We start from the raw sequence: 17,423 nt of genomic DNA, 5'->3' as shown, positions 1-17,423 counted from the left end.
CCGATCCCATAAAAAGAATCAGATGGCCAAAATTTTCTGTGTTGCAAACCAAAAGGGCGGGGTAGGCAAGACCACGACGACCGTGAACCTCGCGGCGGGTCTCGCCAAGGTTGCCCAGCGTGTGCTGATGATCGACCTGGACCCGCAAGGCAACGCCACCATGGGCTCGGGCGTGGACAAGCGCAAGCTGGAACTCACGGTGTATGACGTGCTGCTCGAATCCGCATCCATCGCCGAAGCGCGGGTGCGCAGCGAGAAGTGTGGCTATGACGTGCTGGGCGCCAACCGCGAGCTGGCCGGTGCCGAGGTCGAGCTGGTGGAGGTGGAGCGCCGCGAAAAGCGCCTGAAGCTCGCGCTGGAAGCAGTGGCCGCCGACTATGACTTCGTGCTGATCGACTGCCCGCCCTCGCTGAGCATGCTCACCCTCAACGGCCTGTGCTGCGCGCACGGCGTGATCGTGCCAATGCAGTGCGAGTACTTCGCGCTAGAGGGCCTTACCGACCTGGTCAACACTATCAAACAGGTGCACGCCAACCTCAACAAGGATCTGCAGATCATCGGCCTCTTGCGCGTGATGTTCGATCCGCGCATCACCCTGCAGCAGCAGGTGAGTGACCAGCTCAAGCAGCACTTCGCGGACAAGGTGTTCAACACCGTCATCCCGCGCAATGTGCGCCTGGCCGAAGCGCCCAGCTACGGCCTGCCCGGCGTGGTGTTCGATCCGTCCTCCAAGGGCGCACAGGCCTTTGTGACCTTTGCCGAAGAAATGGTCGAACGCATCCGCAAGATGTGACGCCAGCCGCATGAGCACCGACACCTTAAGCTATCAATTCAATAGCGCACTCCCTCTGCGACACCAGTGAAAGCGGCGAACGTCCTGATTCTTCCCGGCTGGCAGAACAGCGGCCCTGACCACTGGCAAAGCCGGTGGGAGCGTGCCCACGGCTACACCCGCGTCGAGCAGCACGACTGGATGCGGCCGCTGCGCGGCGACTGGAGCGCCCGGCTCGAAGACGTGCTGCTGTCCTGTGACGAGCCCGCCGTGCTGGTCGCCCACAGCCTGGGTTGCATGCTGACTGCTGCATGGGCCTCGCACTCCCGAAACACGCAGCGCGTCAAAGCCGCCTTGTTGGTGGCGCCGCCCGATGTGGAGCGTGACGATGTGCGCCAGATGCTACCGGGCTGGGCACCTGTGCCAATGCACAAACTGCCGTTTCCTGCCGTGGTGTTCTGCAGCAGCGACGACCCGTTCGGCGCACCCGACCGCGCCCGCCAGTTCGCCACCGCCTGGGGCGCCGAGCTGCACGACGTCGGTCCGCGCGGCCACCTGAATGCCGAGAGCGGCCTGGGCGACTGGCCCGAGGCGCATGAGCACCTGCAGCGATTGATGCGGGGCTGAGGCGTAAATGCGCTGGAGCCCTGGAACCCGACACACTTGAAAGACGAAAAGAAAACCATGGTCACCAAAAAACCCAAAGGACTGGGCCGCGGACTCGAAGCCCTGCTGGGCCCCAAGGTCAGCGAGAACACATCCGACGCGGACAACAACGCCAGCAGTCTCAACGGCCCGGGCCTGCCTGCTTCGCTGCGGCTGGTCGACATGGTGCCCGGCCAGTACCAGCCCCGCACCCGCATGGACGAGGGCGCGCTGTACGAGCTGGCCGAGTCCATCAAGGCGCAGGGCATCATGCAGCCCATCCTGGTGCGGCGGCTGAGCAAGGGCGCCAACGACGGCAAATACGAAATCATTGCCGGCGAGCGGCGCTTCCGGGCGGCCAAGATTGCGGGCCTGGACAGCGTGCCGGTGCTGGTGCGCGATGTGCCCGACGAAGCCGCCGCCGCGATGGCGCTGATTGAAAACATCCAGCGTGAAGACCTCAACCCGCTCGAAGAAGCCCAAGGCTTGCAACGCCTGATCAAGGAGTTTGGGCTCACTCACGAACTGGCAGCGCAGGCGGTAGGGCGCTCGCGCAGCGCGGCTTCCAACCTGCTGCGGCTGCTGAATCTGGCCGACCCGGTGCAGACCATGCTGATGGCTGGCGACCTCGACATGGGCCATGCCCGTGCGCTGCTGGGCCTGGACCGCGCCGCGCAGATCACCGCCGCCAACCAGATCGCCGCCAAGAAAATGTCGGTGCGCGAGGCGGAAAGCCTGGTCAAGAAACTCAGTGCCGAGTTCTCGCTGAAGCCGCAAAAAGCCGCCAAGGAAAAGTCGCGCGACACCCGCCGAGTCGAAGAAGAGCTGGCCGACCTGCTGATGGCCGAGGTCGAGGTGCGCGTGAAAAAGCAGGTCAAGCGCAACGGCCGCCGCGAAGACATGGGCGAGGTGGCGATCCAGTTCAGCTCGCTGGATGAACTCAACGGACTGATCGAGCGCCTGCGCGGCAACCGCTGAAGCCATGGTGTCGCCACTGCGGCGCCTGTGGGCTGCGGTCGTCAACGACCCGCTGCTGCTGATCCTGCTGGCGGCTCTGGCCGCGCTGCTGGTCTTCGCGCCAACGCCGGCGGGGGGCTTTCCGGCGGGCTATTTGCGGCTGGTGGACTGGCCAACGGTCGCTGCACTCACCGGCCTGCTGGCCCTGACGGTGGGGCTGGACGCCAGTGGCGGCCTGCACCGCCTCGGCGTGTGGCTGCTGCACTTCATGCACACCGAGCGCCGCACCGCCCTGTGTCTGGTGCTGGCGTCGGCAGCCCTGTCCACCGTGCTCACCAACGACGTGGCGTTGTTCGTGGTGGTGCCGCTCACGCTGGGCGTGTGCCGCATCACCGGGCTGCCGGCGACCAAACTGGTCATTTTTGAAGCGCTGGCGGTGAATGCCGGCTCGGCGCTCACGCCCATCGGCAACCCGCAGAACATTTTTCTGTGGCAGCTGTCGGGCAGTTCGTTTGCCGGTTTTGTGCAGCACATGCTGCCGCTGGTCGCGGTACTGATGGGGCTGCTGCTGGCGTTGACCTGGGTGGTGTTCCACGGCACCGCGCCGCTGGTGCGCAGCGACGATGCGCCGCCCGCGCTCGACCGCCCAGTCCTCATCACCTCGCTGCTGCTCTATGTGCCCTTTCTGATCGCCACCGATTTGCGCCAGGCGGGTTGGGCGGCAGCCGCGGTGCTGGGGGTGTTGGCGCTGCTGCGGCCGCGCCTGTTGTTGCGCCTGGACTGGGGCCTGCTGCTGGTGTTCGTGCTGATGTTCATCGACCTGCGGCTGCTGGCCGGGCTGGGCGCGGTGCGCGATGCCATCACTGCGCTGGACCTGTCGCAGCCGATGCGCCTCTACCTTGCCGGCATTGGCGCCTCGCAGCTCATCAGCAACGTGCCGGCCGCGATTGCGCTGGCGGAGTACTCTAACGACTGGCGTGTGCTGGCCTATGCCGTCAACGTCGGCGGCTTTGGCCTGATGGTCGGGTCACTGGCCAACCTGATTGCCTTGCGTATGGCAGGTGACCGCCGGGCATGGCTGGGCTTTCATTTCTATGCATTGCCATTTCTGGCGGCAGCCACCGCCGTGGGATGGTGGCTGCTGTTCTGACCTGAAACTGATGCGGTTGACCCGCGCCACCACTCAACGCTGCCCGATGGTGATGTCGCCAAACAGCTTGCTCAGGCCGCGCGGCTGCGAGCGCCAGTACTGCTTCGGCGCCTCCACCTGCGAATTGAGCTTGGCCGCCGCGTGCCAAGGCCAGCGCGGGTCAAACAGCATGCCACGCGCCAGCGCCACCATGTCGGCCTGACCATCCTGCAGAATCGCCTCGGCCTGCTCGGCTTCGGTGATCAGGCCCACGGCCATGGTTGGCAGTCCGACTTCTTTGCGCATGCGGTCGGCCAGCGGCACCTGGTAGTTGGGCTCCAGCGGAATCTTCTGCAGTGGCGACACGCCGCCGCTCGTCAAATGCACAAAGGAGCAGCCGCGCGCCTTCAGCGCCTGACCGAAGGCCACGCTTTGCTCGATGTCCCAGCCGCCCTCGACCCAGTCGGTGCCCGAGATGCGCACGCCCAGCGGAAAACCTTCCGGTAGCGCGGCACGCACCGCATCAAACACTTCGAGCGGGAAGCGCAGTCGGTTCTCCAGCGAGCCGCCGTAGGCATCGGTGCGGGTGTTCGACAGCGGCGAGAGGAACTGGTGCAGCAGGTAGCCGTGGGCCGCATGCAGCTCGATCAGGTTGAGGCCCAGGCGGTGCGCGCGCACGGCGGAATCCACAAAGGCCTTCACCACGCGTTGGAGGCCCGCATCATCCAGCGCCAGCGGCGGCGCTTCATGCGGCAGGTGCGGCAGGGCCGACGGTGCAACCGGCGTCCAGCCGCCTTCGCTGGCCAGAATCAGTTGCCCGCCTTCCCACGGCGCATGGCTGGAGCCCTTGCGGCCCGCGTGCGCGAGCTGGATGCCAATCGGCATGGACGAATACTTGCGAATGGCCTTGAGCACCTTGCCCAGCGCCGCCTCATTGGCATCCGACCACAGGCCCAGATCGCCCGGGGAGATGCGGCCGATGTCTTCCACGGCGGTGGCTTCCAGAATCAGCAGGCCCGCGCCCGACAGCGCCATGTGGCCGAGGTGGATCATGTGCCAGTCGCTGGCGTCGCCGTTGTCGGCAGAGTATTGGCACATCGGCGCGATCACGATGCGGTTGGGCAGGGTGAGGGGACCGATGGCGTAGGGGGAAAACAGCAGGCTCATGGGGACTTTCTGGAGGCAATGACGGGGCGGTCAACGGTGTTGTCGCCGAAAACTCAAACCCTCCGATCTTGCCAACAATCGGGCGTTTTGTCCTGCGGCGCTTCGGGGCCGGGCCGCATGCCCCGGTTGCAATGTAAGGCACCCTGTTTCAGGTACTATGAATGCATACGGCTTGCACCACGCTGCGCAGGACCGCCGCACCCCCAACCATGGCCAACTCCCGACTGATGCTGGTGGACAGCAACCACTACACCGCTTCCGTTCTGGTGGAAGACCTGCGGCGGCGCGGGCTGGGCTACATCGAATGGGTGGCCAGCACACTGGATTTGCCGAAGGGGCTGGAGGCTGGCGAGCCGGATGTGGTGGTCTTCAATTACCACTCCGACCAGCCCGACAGCCTGATCGTCTGCAGCACCATCAAGCTGATGGTGCCCCAGGCGGCCACCGTGGTCATCGCCTCGCCGGGCCCGGCGCTCAAGGCGGTGCGCCACTGGGCCAAACAGACCCAAAGTGTGGATGTGATCATTGAAAAGCCCCTGTCTGACGAACGTTTTTTCATCACCGTGACCGAGCTGCTGCGCGTCAAGGCCGCTTCCCGCGAAGTCAACACCCGTGTGGCACAGCTGGCGAATCTGGTGCCCGACGAGGCCCTGTCCCTGATGGAGGGCGACGCCGGCGACGAGGCCGAACTGTTTGAAGCCGCAGTGCTGTTCACCGACATCCGGGGTTCGTCGCAACTGATCCGCGACATGCCGCCGCAGGCCTTCTTTGAAAACCTCAACGCCTTGCTCAGCGCGCAGGCGGCGCTGGTGCGCAGTCACCAGGGCTCCGTCATTAAGTACACCGGCGATGGCGTGATGGCGGTCTTCCGCGGCATGGGCCGGTCGTATCTGGCGCTGCGTTGCGGCCTCGCACTGGCCGAGCTGAACGGCAAGCACCCGTTTCCGTTCGGCATCGGCGTCGCCCAGGGGCTGGTGCTGGCCGGCTTCATTGGCGATTCCAGCCAGGCCGGGCAGAAGCGCCAGTACGACGTGGTCGGCGCCACCGTGCATCTGGCGGCGCGCCTGTGCGAGATGGCCAACGGCGGCGAGGTGATTGCCACCCAGGCGCTGAACAAGGCTGCGCGTGTGAGCTCCCCGGCACCGAGGCCCATCACCGGCGTCAGGGTGCGGGGGTTCGACACCGAAACCGATTGCATTGCCTTCACGCCTGAAGGCACACCACCCACCTCTGAGGAGACATGACCATGAAGGAACAGTTTGACGCCGCCCAGATCAGCAAGGTGATTGACCAGGCGCTGGTGTACCAGTGCGCCTGCCCGGCGCAGGTGTGCCGCGCCATCTTTGAGTTGCGGGAGTTGTACGAATACCAGATGAACTGCGCCAACGATTCTGTCAATGACGCGCTGGTGCACCAGACCATTGCCGCCGCCACTGAAAAGTCGCACGAGCTGATGGAAGAGTGCCTGAAGAAAATCCTGGAGATCGAAGGTTGGGACCAGAGCACCTTCGCGATGCCCGAGGCGCTCAAGAAAAAACCGGCGAAGGCCCTCTAGCCATCGCCGTGGCGTGAAGCTATCGCTGCGTCAGGACAGCGAGAAGATCTTCCCCGGGTTCATGATGTTCTTCGGGTCCAGTGCGCGCTTGATGGTGCGCATCATCTCGACCGCGCCATCGCCGGTTTCGGTGACGAGGAAATCCATCTTGTGCAGGCCCACACCGTGTTCGCCGGTGCAGGTGCCTTCCAGGGCCAGCGCGCGGCTCACCAGCTTGTGGTTGAGTGCTTCGGCCACTTCGCGTTCTTTCGGAATGTCGGGGTCGATGAGGTAGCCGAAGTGGAAGTTGCCGTCGCCCACATGGCCGACCAGGAAGTAGGGCAGGCCGCTGGCGTCGACCTCAGCTACGGATTCGAGCAGGCAGTCAGCCAGGCGCGAGATGGGCACGCAGGTATCGGTGGAAATGGCGCGGCAGCCAGGCTTGGACTGGATGGCCGCGAAGTAGGCGTTGTGCCGCGCGGTCCAGAGCCGGGTGCGCTCTTCGGGTGTGCTGGCCCATTCAAAGGCGTTGCCACCGTGGCCGCTGGCGAGTTCCTGCACCAGCTCGGCCTGCTCCTTCACGCTGCTCGGCGAGCCGTGGAACTCCATCAGCAGCATGGGCTCTTCGCGCAGCGAGAGTTTGGAATGCGCATTGACCATGCGCACCGTGTTGTGGTCGATCAGCTCGACACGCGCAATCGGCACGCCCAGCTGGATGATCTCGATGGTGGTGCGCACGGCAGCCTCAATGCTCGGGAAGGAGCAGATGGCCGCCGAAATGGCTTCAGGCAGCGGATAGAGCTTGACGGTGACTTCGGTGATCACCCCCAGCGTGCCTTCGCTGCCGACCATCAGGCGCGTCAGGTCGTAGCCAGCGGAGGACTTCTTGGCGCGTGTGCCGGTGCGGATCACGCTGCCGTCGGCCGTGACGACTTCCAGCGCCAGCACGTTCTCGCGCATGGTGCCGTAGCGCACGGCGTTGGTGCCGCTGGCGCGCGTGGCGCTCATGCCGCCCAAGGTGGCGTCGGCACCGGGGTCAATCGGGAAGAAGAGGCCGGTGCTCTTGACCTCTTCATTGAGCTGCTTGCGCGTGACGCCCGGCTGCACGGTGACCGTCAGGTCTTCGGCATTGATGGACAGCACCTTGTTCATGCGGCTCACATCGATGCTGATGCCGCCCTGCACGGCGAGCAGGTGGCCTTCCAGCGAGGTGCCCACGCCGAAGGGAATCACCGGCACGTTGTACTGGCCCGCCAGCTTCACGGCATCGGCCACATCGGCGGTGCTTTCGGCAAACACCACGGCCGAAGGCGGCGGCGAGGCGAAGGACGATTCATCGCGCCCGTGCTGCTCGCGCACCACCAGGGCGGTCGAGCAGCGGTCGCCAAAGCGTGCCTTGAGCGCATCGATCAAGGCGGCTGGCGTTTCGCGCTGGTGGATTTCGGGAATCAGGTGCTGTGGCAGCGGTGCGTTCATGGGTGTCTCCGGGTGAAACCGCAGTTTACGCCGGGCCGTCACGCACCGCCACGGGGCGCTCCCCGCCCCAAACCTCAGACGCCGGCCGCCTTGCTGAACTCGTCGCGGGAAAGAAAGCTGTCCCTGTTGCCGTCGATCTGTTCGAAGCGGCTGGCGATTTCGGGGAAGCGCTCGGTTTCCTCGCGGCTGAGCTTGCCGTCCTTGTTGGTGTCGGCGCGGACAAAGGCGGCCGTGACCTCCCTGGCCCCGGTCTTGTTGGCCGGAATGGCGTCGGCGGCCTTGCCCGGGGTTGTGGCCGCTGGTGCTGTCATCGAGGGCGGGCTCATCGGGCTGGCGGGCGAGGGCGCGGTGGTCTGTGCCTGCACGGCAAGCGCGCTGCAGGCGAGGGCGGCGCCCAGCAACCATGTCAGTGTCGGTGCGGGGACCGGTGTGCGTTGAAGGGTGGACCTAGAATCAGAGTGGAACAAGATCATGTGGCTGTCCTGGAGAGTTGAAAGGACCGCCATTTCAGCGCAGAACACCGGTGCCAGCCAGCACTCTTGCAGGGTGTTTCTCCGCTCACAGGATGGCCGACAAGGACACATTTTCTTGCCCCGGGTAACCCGCGCCCGCCAATCACTCTTCAACCGCGCTTCAACCACACTTCAACCAGGTTCCACCATGGCCAACCGACTCTCTGAAATCGCAACCCGAACCGGCGACAACGGCACCACCGGTCTGGGCGACAACACGCGTGTTTCCAAGCACAGCCTGCGCGTGCACGCGATGGGCGATGTGGACGAGCTCAACTCCGGCATCGGTGTGCTGCTCTGCGAAGAGCTGCCTTCCGATGTGCGCGAACTGCTGGTCGAGGTGCAGCACCAGCTCTTCAATCTGGGTGGTGAGCTGTCGATTCCGGGCTTCGAGCTGCTCAAGCCCGAGGCGGTGGCGCAGCTCGACGACGCGCTGGCCCGCTACAACGCCACCCTACCGCGCCTGGCTGAGTTCATCCTGCCGGCAGGCTCGCGTGCGGCGGCGCTGGCGCATGTCTCGCGCACGGTGGCGCGCCGTGCCGAGCGCGCGGTGGTCGCACTCGGCATGGCCGAGGCCCTGCACGATGCACCGCGCCAGTACCTGAACCGCCTGAGCGACCTGCTGTTTGTGCTGGCGCGCGTGCTCAACCGCATGAACGGCGGTGACGACGTGTACTGGAAGAGCGAGCGCATGGCCCGCGGCGCGGCCAGCGAGTAAGGACAACGGGCGCCACGAAGGGCGGTCAGGTAAGCCTTAGCGCAGCGCAGCCCACTCCGACGGCAGGATGCGCGCCACCACGGTCCAGCGGGTGGTACCGGGGCGAATCACCACGGCTTCCCCTTCGGCCAGGTGCGGTGCACCGGCCACGGCGCGAAACGGAATGCCATGGCCCACCATCCAGCGGTTGGCGCCAGCCGGAACCGGCGTGGCCAGCAGGGTTTTGAGGCCCGGGTAGTCGTCGCCTTCGCGCTCGCGCAGCTCGGTGCGCGGCGTGGCGCGCGACAGCATCTGGCGCGCGGTTTCCAGTGTGCGGCAGAAGGGGCTGGCAAACACCTCGGTGACCGGCAGGCCCAGCCGCTTGACGTGCTGCCCGATGGCCCGCGCATCGGCGCGGCCCTGTTCATTGAGCGGCCGCTGGTTGGCGCAGTCGGCGTAGCCCTTCATGTTGGCGTCATTGCGCGAAAAATCGGTGGCGGTGTGGCGGAAGTAAATCACGTAGCCCCCGCCCTGCAGGGCTGCGGCCAGCTGCTGCGGCGCCATCCGGGCCGAAGGCTCCGGCGCCGACGACTCGGTGGAGGGAATGGCCGCGGGCTGCGCGTGGGCGGCTGCGGCCATCAGGCCAAGCGACAGCCACAGCAGCAGGCTGCGGCGCAGGGGGCGGGGATGAAGGGGTGTGAGGCGGGGGCTGAGGAATGAGGGCATCCGGCTCAGAGAGGCCGGCAGTGGCGAAGTTCCGCGCGACGGCAGAAACCCCCCCGAATGAGAAGCTGGCGCGGGCAGGCGCCCCCGACCGGCACCCGGCGCAGCTCAGCCCAGCTCAGCCACGAGGCTGCAGCACCGCCATCGTGATGCGCGCCACGCAGGTCAGCTCATTCGCGTCGTTGTGCAGCTCGATGGCCCACACCTGTGTGCTGCGCCCGATGTGCACCGGGCGCGTGGTGCCGGTGACCCAGCCGCGCGTGACGCCCTTCAGGTGGTTGGCATTGATGTCCTGGCCCACGGTGCGGTGACCCACTGGCGCCGCATGAGATGCGCCACACGAACCCAGGGTTTCGGCCAGAGCCACGGACACACCACCATGCAACAGGCCATAGGGCTGGATGGTGCGGCGGTCCACCGGCACGCGGGCCCGGATGAAGTCATCCCCGACTTCGAGGAACTCGATGCCCAGATGGGTCACGGCGGTTTGAGCGGTGTAGGCGGTCAGCAGTTCGACCGAGATGGGTTGTGTCCAGATGCGCATGGGTCTCTTTGAAGTCAGGAGAACGGGCGGGTTGTAACGACGTGTGCCGTGAAAGACGGCGTCTTTACATGACGGCGGGGCATCAAGGTTAATATATGTGGCGGTTTCGGCGGGCTTGGCTTCTTACCGAAGCTGACAATTGCGGGTTCCGACGATGTGCAACCCTTCAACCTCCTGAGGCCTGACGTGTCCCAACCTTCCCCTGCACCTTCCAATGACGCCAAAAAGAGCGCCACGCCACTGGAGCGTGCGCTCGACAAGAACGAGGCCGTGAAAGAAACGGTGGAGCAGTCAGCGGCCGAACTGGTGATCGTCAATGCCGTGCTGAACCAGGAACTCCCTGACCACGTCCAGACCGGCGATGTGGCGCAGGCGCTGCAGAAAACCAGCGAACTCGAAACCCGCATCCAGGATTCGGCCGAAGAGCTGCATCAGGTCAATGAAGCGCTCGCCCAGGAAATCGACGAGCGCACGCAGCTGGAAGGCAAGCTGGCCAAGACCGAAGCGGCCCTGGCCAAGGCCACCGGCAAGCCGGCGCCCTGATTCGCTGACCCGGCCGCTGTGCGGCAGGGGTTGCTCTTTTAGCGCTTGCGCCCCAACAGCGCCCACAGTAGGATCGCCCCGAAGGTCGCGGTGCCGATGCCGCCCAGCGCGAACTGACCGAACTTCAGCGTGAAGTCGCCGGTACCCAGCACCAGCGTGATGGCCGCCACCAGCAGGTTGCGGTTGTCCGAGAAATCAACCTTGTTGTCGACCCAGATCTTCGCGCCGGCCACGGCAATCAGGCCAAACACCACAATGCTCACGCCGCCCATCACCGGCAGCGGAATGGCCTGGATCAGTGCGCCGAACTTGGGGCTGAAGCCGAGCAGCAGCGCAATCGCACCGGCCACCACAAACACGGCAGTCGAATAAATCTTGGTCGCTGCCATCACGCCGATGTTTTCCGCGTAAGTGGTCACGCCCGTGCCGCCGGCACCGCCTGAGACCATGGTGGCCACGCCGTCGCCAATGAAGGCGCGCCCCATGTAGGTGTCCAAGTTCTGGCCGGTCATGGCTGTGACGGCCTTGATGTGGCCCAGGTTCTCGGCCACCAGAATGATGGCCACCGGCGCAATCAGCAGCATCGCGTTGGCTTCGAACACCGGCGCGGTGAAGGCAGGCATGCCCACCCAGGCTGCGCTGGCAATGCCCGAGAGGTCCAGCGGCTTGCCCAGCCCCAGCCCGTTGGTGAGCACGGCATAGATCACGCTGGCCACGATCAGGCCGACCAGAATCAGCAGGCGCTGCACCATGCCGCGCGTCATCACCGCCACCAGCGCCACGCTGACAAAGGTGACCAGCTGCATCCACGCGTCGAAGTTGCCGGCCGCCATGTTCTTGACTGGAATGCCGGCGAGGTTCAGGCCAATCACCGCCACCACCGAGCCGGTCACCACCGGTGGCATGAAGCGTTCGATCCAGCCGGTGCCGATCGCCTGCACCACCACGCCGATCAACGTGTAGAGCAGGCCGCAGGCGACGATGCCGCCCAGCGCCACGCCGAGGTTGGCGTTGGGGCCCTTGCCGGCGTAGGCAGTAGCGGCAATCACCACGCCGATGAAGGCAAAGCTCGAACCCAGATAACTGGGCACCTTGCCGCCCGTGATGACAAAGAAAATCAGCGTGCCGACGCCGCTCATCAGGATCGCGACGTTGGGGTCAAACCCCATCAGGATGGGCGCCAGCACTGTGGCGCCAAACATCGCGATGACGTGCTGGATGCCCATCACCGCGGTCTGCGGCCATGGCAGCCGTTCGTCCGGCCCGATCACGCCGCCCTGCTGCAGCACGTCGCTGCTTTTTTCTTTCCAGTTGAACATGCCCATGTGTGAATCCTCCCTTGGATGACTGTCTGTTGAGCCAATGCATTGGCCTCGCCATGGTAGTGCCAGTCGGGCGGGACCGGGGCATGCGCTGTTCAGGTGCGGGTCACAAAGGCGGTCACCGCCTGCAGCACAGCAGCGTCTTTCAAAAGGTGGCGGTGCCCCAGACCTTCGGTGGCAATCAGCTGCGAACCGGCGATGTGCCGCTGGTAGGCCTGACCATCCTCAAACGGATTGACGCTGTCGCCCCGGTCATGCACCACCAGCGTGGGCACATTCACGCGCGGGCCCACACTGGGCGGCTCGAACTGCGGCATCAGCACCGCCTCGCGTGCTTCCACCCGGCGCTGCATCGCCAGCCGCGTGGCTTCGCTCAGGCCAAACACGCGTGCGAACAGACGGGTGTATTCCAGTGGCGAGGCGGGCGGGGCCAGCAGCACCAGCCGGCGCGCCAGTGCGCCGCGGCTCAGCGCATAGGCGGCCGCATTGGCGCCCAGCGAATGGGCAATCACCGTCTCGACCGGCGTGCCTTCCTGCGCCAGCCGTGCGCAGGCGTAGTCCATGGCGCGGGCGAATTGCGGCAGGTTGCTCACCGCGCCATCGTTGCGGCCGTGGGCCGGCATTTCGAGGATCACCGTTCGCACCCCCTGCTGCTGCAGCGCGGTGGCCAGCGCCACCATCTGCCCGGCGTGGCCGCCCCATCCGTGCACCAGCAGGGCGATGGGGCCACCGGTTGCCGAGGTGGAGGGATCGTCGTGCTGGTACAGCGTCAGGCTGGCGTCTTCAAACGCCCAGCGCGTGATTTGCCAGGGGGCGCCCCAGACCCGGCGCCGGGTCAGCCAGCGGGGCGGCAGCGGTGTGCCGAACAGGCGTGCCGCCGCGCGCACCGCCAGTGCCGGCCACCACTGTTGTGCGGCCCGCAATCCCCATCGTGAAAACTGCATCAGGGCGCCGCCCTGGCTGCTGTAGAAGGCCGAAGTGGCCTCCAGAGTGCTGCGTGTCATCGTGATCTCCTTGTGCTGTGTTGGTGCGGCATGTTTGACGTGCCTTTGCCGTTTCAGTACCAGACACAGTCGTCATTGCTGCGCGGCAATTCGCGCATCGAGGCCAGCGCGGCCGCCACAGCCCGCATGCCCACGACGACGATGAATGCAAGGCCGATGGCCAAAATTGAGATTTCCATGATTTCCCTTCTTCGCACGCTCGTGCGAAATTAACTTGCCATTTGACGAACTTCTTCCTTGTTCTTTTCTTGCTTCCGGGTTTCCGGTGAATCGCCAGGCTGCGGCCTGATCTGCTGGCTGGGCGGTTACCTCCGCCTTTGTTTCAGCCTTTGTGTGGTGCCCGATAGCTTTGCAGCAGCCGCGCCCAGGTGCGGCCGGCGCGCTCGGCGGCGCGGTTGTCACGCAGGAAGCGGGCATCGTGCAGCATGCCCATCGCAAGGCTGTAGATTTCTCCGACCAGTTGTTCGGCATCGGTCTCTGCGCGCAGGTGCCCGGCATCGATGGCCTGCTGCACCGTGCGCCGCAGCGCCGCGCGCCAGGCGACGATGGCCGCATACAGCGTGTCGCGCAACTCGCCTTCCTTGTCGTCCAGCTCGAAGGCACCCGCAGTGTAGATGCAGCCCTGCCGCGCTTCCACATCCCGTGTGCGCGCAATCCAGCGCTGCACGATGGTGTCCAGCCGCGGCAAGCCCTTGGGTTGCTGCATGGCCGGCACAAACACGTCAGCCAGAAAGCGCCGGCCAAACTCGTCGATCACGGCCTTCTGCAAAGCCTCGCGCGAACCAACCCGCGAAAACACGCCGCTCTTGGAGAGGCCCACGCGGTCGGCCACCGCCTGCAGCGAAATCGCCTCCAGTCCCTCGGCCGCAGCCAGGTCCATGGCCGCACCGACGATGGCGGTGCGCGTCATTTCGCTTTTCTGGGTTTTGGCTTCGTGGAGGGAGTCCATGGCGGCGACTTTAGCACATGCGTGCGAAAATGCAAAGGGAGCGAATTTTGACGGGCTCCGTACGGGGAAAGTCCGGCTTCCTGCCACCGGCAGGGCGGTTAAGCTGCCCTCATGCCTGCGCCTTACATTCCCCAGATTCGCCTTTACCAGCAGTGGCTGAACACCCATCGTGGCCTGTCGTTCGGCAGCTACGACCAGCTGTGGCAATGGTCGGTCACTGACCTCGACGCGTTCTGGCAAAGCATCTGGGACTACTTCGAGCTGCAGTCCCCCACGCCGCACCGCGCGGTGTTGACGAACCGCACCATGCCCGGCGCCCGCTGGTTCGACGGCGCGCAGTTCAACTACGCGCGGCAGGTCTTCCGACATGTCGATGCCGCCCATGCGGCCGGCTTCCCGGCGCTGATCAGCCACAACGAAAAAACACTCGCCAACGGTGGCGTGCGCGAACTGAGCTGGCCGGCGCTGCGGCAGCAGGTGGCCTCGCTGGCTCTGCATCTGCAGGCCCAGGGGCTGCAGCCGGGCGACCGGGTCGCGGCCTATCTGCCCAACATTCCGGAAGCCATGGTCGCGTTTCTGGCGGTGGTCAGTCTGGGCGGGGTCTGGAGCATCTGCGCGCCAGACATGGGCACCCAGGCGGTGCTGGACCGCTTCAAGCAGATCGAACCGAAGATACTGATCGGCTGCGACGGTGTCACCTACGGCGGCCGCGACTTTGACCGCCGCGAAGTGATCGCCGAGCTGCATGCCGCGCTGCCCAGCGTGCAGCATGTGCTGCTCTACCGCAACCTCGACGCGAACCAATCCACGGCGCCGTACGCTGACTTCAGCACCGCCACGGCGCGCGACGACGAGCAGACGCGCACGTTCGAACCGGTGTGGCTGCCTTTCGAGCACCCGTTGTGGATTGTGTATTCCAGCGGCACCACCGGCCTGCCCAAGCCGATTGTTCATGGCCACGGCGGCACCGTCGTCGTCGCGCTGGCGCTCAAAACCCTGCACAACGACATCGGCTGCAGCTACCAACCCAACAGCTGGGGCGAGCGCTACCACTGGTACAGCTCCACCGGCTGGGTGATGTGGAACGCGCAGATGAGCGGGCTGCTCAACGGCACCACCTGCTGCATCTTCGACGGCAACCCTGGTGGCACCAAAGACAAGCCCGACTGGGCCACGCTGTGGCGCTTTGCCGCCGAACTGGGCGTGACCTTCTTCGGCGCGGGCGCTGCGTTCTTTGCCAACTGCCTGAAGGCCGGCGTGGGCTTCACGGCCTTGCCAGGGCTGAAGACAGTGCGGGCGTTGGGCACAACCGGGTCGCCGCTGTCGGCTGAAGCGCAGAACTGGGGTACCGAGCAATTCCGCACCCTGCGAGCTACACAGAGCGGCGACACACGCGCAGTGAAGGGCCGTCCCGAGCAAGCGACGACCCCCTCGGCGGGCAGGGAGTTACACGAAGAGAACGACCGTGGGGGCGATATCTGGTGGTGCAATATTTCGGGTGGCACCGACTTTGCGGGCGCGTTCATCGGCGGCAACCGCGAGCTACCCCTGGTGCCCGGCGAAATGCAATGCCGCCTGCTCGGCTGCGCGGTCTACGCGTGGGACGACAACGGCGACCCCGTGACCGACCAGGTCGGCGAGCTGGTGTGCACCGAGCCTCTGCCGTCGATGCCGCTGTACTTTTGGGGCGATGAAGGCAACAAGCGCTACCTCTCCAGCTACTTCGATATGTACCCCGGTGTCTGGCGCCATGGCGACTGGCTGAAGATCGGCGCCAACGGCGGCTGCATCATCTACGGCCGCAGCGACGCCACCATCAACCGGCACGGCCTGCGCATGGGCACCAGCGAGCTTTACAGCGCTGTCGAGTCCCTGCCCGAGGTGCTGGATTCGATGGTCGTTGATCTGGAATACCTGGGGCGCGACAGCTACATGCCGCTCTTTGTGGTGCTGCGTGAAGGCCAGGTGCTCGACGACGCCATGCGTAGCCGCATCAATAACGCCATCAAGACCGCACTGAGCCCGCGCTTCGTGCCGAACGACATCTTTCAGGTCGCCGAAGTGCCGCGCACCCTCACTGGCAAAAAGCAGGAGCTGCCGATCAAGAAACTGCTGCTCGGCCAGCCCATCGACAAGGTGGTGAACCGCGACGCCATGGCCAACCCTGGGTGTCTGGACTGGTACGTGGCCTTTGCGCAGAAGCGGCAGGCCAGCGCGCCCGCTTGAATTGAAGCGTGTCAGTCGGCAGCCGCCAGACTCGCCACCGCCGCCTGCACGCCACCGCGTCCCACCGGAATGCCCTGCACCTGCATCGCTGCTTCAATACCGGCAAGGCAACCGAGAATCATTGCCGGGTTCATGTCGCCCAGATGGCCGATGCGGAAGGTGCGGCCCGCCAGAGGCCCGAGGCCACCCGCTATCGCCACCTGAAAGCGCTCGCGCGCCACGGTGCGCAGCGCCTCTGGGTCCACACCAGGACTGACCGCGATGGTGGTCACCGACACCGAGCGCGCTTCGTGCACTTCAACGAACAGGCGGAGCGCGCCGCCCTCGCTCCACGCGTCCACCGCCGCATGCACGGCGCGCGCGATGCGCCGGTGCCGAGCCCACAATTCGTCCACCCCCTCGGCGAAGATCAAGCCAAAGGCAGCCTGCAAACCCATCAACAGGCTTTGCGGTGGCGTGCCGCAGAACTTGCGGTAACTCAGCGGGCTTTGCCTGCGCACCCAGTCCCAGTAAAAACGCGGCGCGGTGTTGCGCTTGGCCACTTCCATCGCTTTCGCATCGGCCGCCACAAAACCCAGGCCGGGCGGCACCATCAGCCCCTTTTGCGAGGCGCCCAGCACCACGTTGGCGCCCAGTGCGTCCATCGCAAACGGCGCCGCGCCCAGCGACGCCACCACGTCCACCACCAGCAGCGCCGGATGGCCCGCGTGGTCGATGGCGCGGCGCATCGCTTGCATGTCGCTGGTCATGCCGCTGGCGGTGTCGGTGTGCACGGCCAGCACCGCGACGATGCGGTGGGCGGTGTCGGCACGCAGCGCGGCTTCCACCGCGTCGCTGTCGATCGGGTGGCCTTCGCGCCATGGTGTACGAACCACGGTCACACCCATGGCCTCGGCCTGAATCGCCCAGGATTCGGAAAAGTGCCCGGTGCCGGGCACCAGCACCTGCTGGCCGGGCGCGGCGATGTTGGCAATTACGGCCTCCCACACGCCGTGGCCGTTAGCCGCATACAGAAACACGTCAGCCGCTTCGGTGTGCAGCAGGCGCTTGAGGCCGCGCTCGCAGGCCGCGATGATCGCATCGACCCGTGGGTCGGCGAGGTCCATCGGCTGCCGGTGCATGGCGTCCAGCACCTCATCGGGGATCCGGGTCGGGCCGGGGGAGTGCAGGAAGCGGTGACCGGGAATGCGTGGGGCTGGGTTCATCCGCAAAAATTATGCGCC

The 17,423-nt window shown here is 65.6% G+C and carries 19 protein-coding genes; 9 read left to right on the top strand and 10 right to left on the bottom strand.

The window, feature by feature from the left end; translation table 11 throughout:
• The first annotated feature begins 22 nt into the window (after positions 1-22).
• The 4 genes from AAG793_RS13375 to AAG793_RS13360 all read left to right on the top strand — a co-directional run bounded on the left by AAG793_RS13375 (position 23) and on the right by AAG793_RS13360 (position 3,524).
• The gene (locus AAG793_RS13375) at positions 23-793 is read left to right on the top strand and encodes a ParA family protein (protein ID WP_341908908.1); all 771 of its coding nucleotides are present in this window, start codon (positions 23-25) and stop codon (positions 791-793) included.
• Between the two features lie 66 nt (positions 794-859).
• A complete protein-coding gene (locus AAG793_RS13370) occupies positions 860-1,399 on the top strand; it encodes an alpha/beta fold hydrolase (protein ID WP_341908905.1) in 540 nt (179 codons plus the stop codon).
• Between the two features lie 57 nt (positions 1,400-1,456).
• Positions 1,457-2,395, top strand: a complete 939-nt coding sequence (locus tag AAG793_RS13365; protein ID WP_341908903.1) for a ParB/RepB/Spo0J family partition protein — start codon at positions 1,457-1,459, stop codon at positions 2,393-2,395.
• A 4-nt stretch (positions 2,396-2,399) separates the two neighbouring features.
• The gene (locus AAG793_RS13360; protein WP_341908901.1) at positions 2,400-3,524 is read left to right on the top strand and encodes an SLC13 family permease; all 1,125 of its coding nucleotides are present in this window, start codon (positions 2,400-2,402) and stop codon (positions 3,522-3,524) included.
• 33 nt (positions 3,525-3,557) lie between these two features.
• Here the strand turns inward: AAG793_RS13360 and AAG793_RS13355 are convergent, their stop codons facing one another.
• Positions 3,558-4,670, bottom strand: a complete 1,113-nt coding sequence (locus AAG793_RS13355; protein ID WP_341908899.1) for an NADH:flavin oxidoreductase/NADH oxidase — start codon at positions 4,668-4,670, stop codon at positions 3,558-3,560.
• 209 nt (positions 4,671-4,879) lie between these two features.
• Here AAG793_RS13355 and AAG793_RS13350 point away from each other — a divergent pair, with 209 nt between their 5' ends.
• Together AAG793_RS13350 and AAG793_RS13345 are read left to right on the top strand one after the other, a co-directional pair.
• On the top strand, positions 4,880-5,914 hold the full coding sequence (locus AAG793_RS13350; protein WP_341908897.1) for an adenylate/guanylate cyclase domain-containing protein: 1,035 nt from the start codon (positions 4,880-4,882) through the stop codon (positions 5,912-5,914).
• A 2-nt stretch (positions 5,915-5,916) separates the two neighbouring features.
• Entirely contained in the window at positions 5,917-6,225 is a 309-nt protein-coding gene (locus AAG793_RS13345; protein WP_341908895.1) for a hypothetical protein, read from the top strand.
• Between the two features lie 30 nt (positions 6,226-6,255).
• Here AAG793_RS13345 and AAG793_RS13340 read toward each other — a convergent pair whose 3' ends face one another.
• Entirely contained in the window at positions 6,256-7,680 is a 1,425-nt protein-coding gene (locus AAG793_RS13340) for an FAD-linked oxidase C-terminal domain-containing protein (RefSeq protein ID WP_341908894.1), read from the bottom strand.
• 74 nt (positions 7,681-7,754) lie between these two features.
• A complete protein-coding gene (locus AAG793_RS13335) occupies positions 7,755-8,153 on the bottom strand; it encodes an EF-hand domain-containing protein (protein WP_341908891.1) in 399 nt (132 codons plus the stop codon).
• Positions 8,154-8,340: 187 nt separating this feature from the next.
• On the opposite strand from AAG793_RS13335, the gene AAG793_RS13330 reads away from it, so the two are divergent.
• The gene (locus AAG793_RS13330) at positions 8,341-8,910 is read left to right on the top strand and encodes a cob(I)yrinic acid a,c-diamide adenosyltransferase (protein WP_341908888.1); all 570 of its coding nucleotides are present in this window, start codon (positions 8,341-8,343) and stop codon (positions 8,908-8,910) included.
• A 36-nt stretch (positions 8,911-8,946) separates the two neighbouring features.
• Here AAG793_RS13330 and AAG793_RS13325 read toward each other — a convergent pair whose 3' ends face one another.
• Together AAG793_RS13325 and AAG793_RS13320 are read right to left on the bottom strand one after the other, a co-directional pair.
• The gene (locus tag AAG793_RS13325; RefSeq protein ID WP_341908885.1) at positions 8,947-9,615 is read right to left on the bottom strand and encodes a histidine phosphatase family protein; all 669 of its coding nucleotides are present in this window, start codon (positions 9,613-9,615) and stop codon (positions 8,947-8,949) included.
• A gap of 115 nt (positions 9,616-9,730) precedes the next feature.
• On the bottom strand, positions 9,731-10,156 hold the full coding sequence (locus AAG793_RS13320) for a hotdog fold thioesterase (RefSeq protein WP_341908882.1): 426 nt from the start codon (positions 10,154-10,156) through the stop codon (positions 9,731-9,733).
• A 186-nt stretch (positions 10,157-10,342) separates the two neighbouring features.
• On the opposite strand from AAG793_RS13320, the gene AAG793_RS13315 reads away from it, so the two are divergent.
• A complete protein-coding gene (locus AAG793_RS13315) occupies positions 10,343-10,699 on the top strand; it encodes a hypothetical protein (RefSeq protein ID WP_341908880.1) in 357 nt (118 codons plus the stop codon).
• 38 nt (positions 10,700-10,737) lie between these two features.
• Here AAG793_RS13315 and AAG793_RS13310 read toward each other — a convergent pair whose 3' ends face one another.
• From AAG793_RS13310 to AAG793_RS13295, 4 genes are all read right to left on the bottom strand, one after another.
• Positions 10,738-12,024, bottom strand: coding sequence for a solute carrier family 23 protein (locus AAG793_RS13310; RefSeq protein WP_341908878.1), 1,287 nt, complete (start codon positions 12,022-12,024; stop codon positions 10,738-10,740).
• A 92-nt stretch (positions 12,025-12,116) separates the two neighbouring features.
• Positions 12,117-13,025 (bottom strand): alpha/beta fold hydrolase, encoded by a 909-nt coding sequence (locus AAG793_RS13305; RefSeq protein ID WP_341908876.1) that lies wholly within the window; start codon positions 13,023-13,025, stop codon positions 12,117-12,119.
• 53 nt (positions 13,026-13,078) lie between these two features.
• Positions 13,079-13,204, bottom strand: coding sequence for a hypothetical protein (locus AAG793_RS13300; RefSeq protein WP_341908875.1), 126 nt, complete (start codon positions 13,202-13,204; stop codon positions 13,079-13,081).
• Between the two features lie 143 nt (positions 13,205-13,347).
• Positions 13,348-13,974, bottom strand: coding sequence for a helix-turn-helix domain-containing protein (locus AAG793_RS13295; RefSeq protein WP_341908873.1), 627 nt, complete (start codon positions 13,972-13,974; stop codon positions 13,348-13,350).
• A 111-nt stretch (positions 13,975-14,085) separates the two neighbouring features.
• On the opposite strand from AAG793_RS13295, the gene AAG793_RS13290 reads away from it, so the two are divergent.
• Positions 14,086-16,200, top strand: coding sequence for an acetoacetate--CoA ligase (locus AAG793_RS13290; RefSeq protein ID WP_341908871.1), 2,115 nt, complete (start codon positions 14,086-14,088; stop codon positions 16,198-16,200).
• Between the two features lie 11 nt (positions 16,201-16,211).
• Here the strand turns inward: AAG793_RS13290 and AAG793_RS13285 are convergent, their stop codons facing one another.
• Positions 16,212-17,405, bottom strand: coding sequence for an aminotransferase class V-fold PLP-dependent enzyme (locus AAG793_RS13285; RefSeq protein ID WP_341908869.1), 1,194 nt, complete (start codon positions 17,403-17,405; stop codon positions 16,212-16,214).
• Positions 17,406-17,423 lie beyond the last annotated feature (18 nt).

The sequence above is a fragment of the Polaromonas sp. YR568 genome (assembly GCF_943372955.1).
Lineage (GTDB): Bacteria > Pseudomonadota > Gammaproteobacteria > Burkholderiales > Burkholderiaceae_C > Polaromonas.
The sequence above is the reverse complement of the archived record's forward strand: the minus strand, read 5'-3'. Positions and strand labels throughout refer to the sequence as shown.

Coding starts and splice junctions, on each gene's coding strand:
- AAG793_RS13375 (WP_341908908.1), top strand. CDS start 23: ATGGCCAAAATTTTCTGTGTTGCAAACCAAAAGGGCGGGGTAGGCAAG.
- AAG793_RS13365 (WP_341908903.1), top strand. CDS start 1,457: ATGGTCACCAAAAAACCCAAAGGACTGGGCCGCGGACTCGAAGCCCTG.
- AAG793_RS13360 (WP_341908901.1), top strand. CDS start 2,400: ATGGTGTCGCCACTGCGGCGCCTGTGGGCTGCGGTCGTCAACGACCCG.
- AAG793_RS13355 (WP_341908899.1), bottom strand. CDS start 4,670: ATGAGCCTGCTGTTTTCCCCCTACGCCATCGGTCCCCTCACCCTGCCC.
- AAG793_RS13350 (WP_341908897.1), top strand. CDS start 4,880: ATGGCCAACTCCCGACTGATGCTGGTGGACAGCAACCACTACACCGCT.
- AAG793_RS13345 (WP_341908895.1), top strand. CDS start 5,917: ATGAAGGAACAGTTTGACGCCGCCCAGATCAGCAAGGTGATTGACCAG.
- AAG793_RS13340 (WP_341908894.1), bottom strand. CDS start 7,680: ATGAACGCACCGCTGCCACAGCACCTGATTCCCGAAATCCACCAGCGC.
- AAG793_RS13335 (WP_341908891.1), bottom strand. CDS start 8,153: ATGATCTTGTTCCACTCTGATTCTAGGTCCACCCTTCAACGCACACCG.
- AAG793_RS13330 (WP_341908888.1), top strand. CDS start 8,341: ATGGCCAACCGACTCTCTGAAATCGCAACCCGAACCGGCGACAACGGC.
- AAG793_RS13325 (WP_341908885.1), bottom strand. CDS start 9,615: ATGCCCTCATTCCTCAGCCCCCGCCTCACACCCCTTCATCCCCGCCCC.
- AAG793_RS13320 (WP_341908882.1), bottom strand. CDS start 10,156: ATGCGCATCTGGACACAACCCATCTCGGTCGAACTGCTGACCGCCTAC.
- AAG793_RS13310 (WP_341908878.1), bottom strand. CDS start 12,024: ATGGGCATGTTCAACTGGAAAGAAAAAAGCAGCGACGTGCTGCAGCAG.
- AAG793_RS13305 (WP_341908876.1), bottom strand. CDS start 13,025: ATGACACGCAGCACTCTGGAGGCCACTTCGGCCTTCTACAGCAGCCAG.
- AAG793_RS13300 (WP_341908875.1), bottom strand. CDS start 13,204: ATGGAAATCTCAATTTTGGCCATCGGCCTTGCATTCATCGTCGTCGTG.
- AAG793_RS13295 (WP_341908873.1), bottom strand. CDS start 13,974: ATGGACTCCCTCCACGAAGCCAAAACCCAGAAAAGCGAAATGACGCGC.
- AAG793_RS13290 (WP_341908871.1), top strand. CDS start 14,086: ATGCCTGCGCCTTACATTCCCCAGATTCGCCTTTACCAGCAGTGGCTG.
- AAG793_RS13285 (WP_341908869.1), bottom strand. CDS start 17,405: ATGAACCCAGCCCCACGCATTCCCGGTCACCGCTTCCTGCACTCCCCC.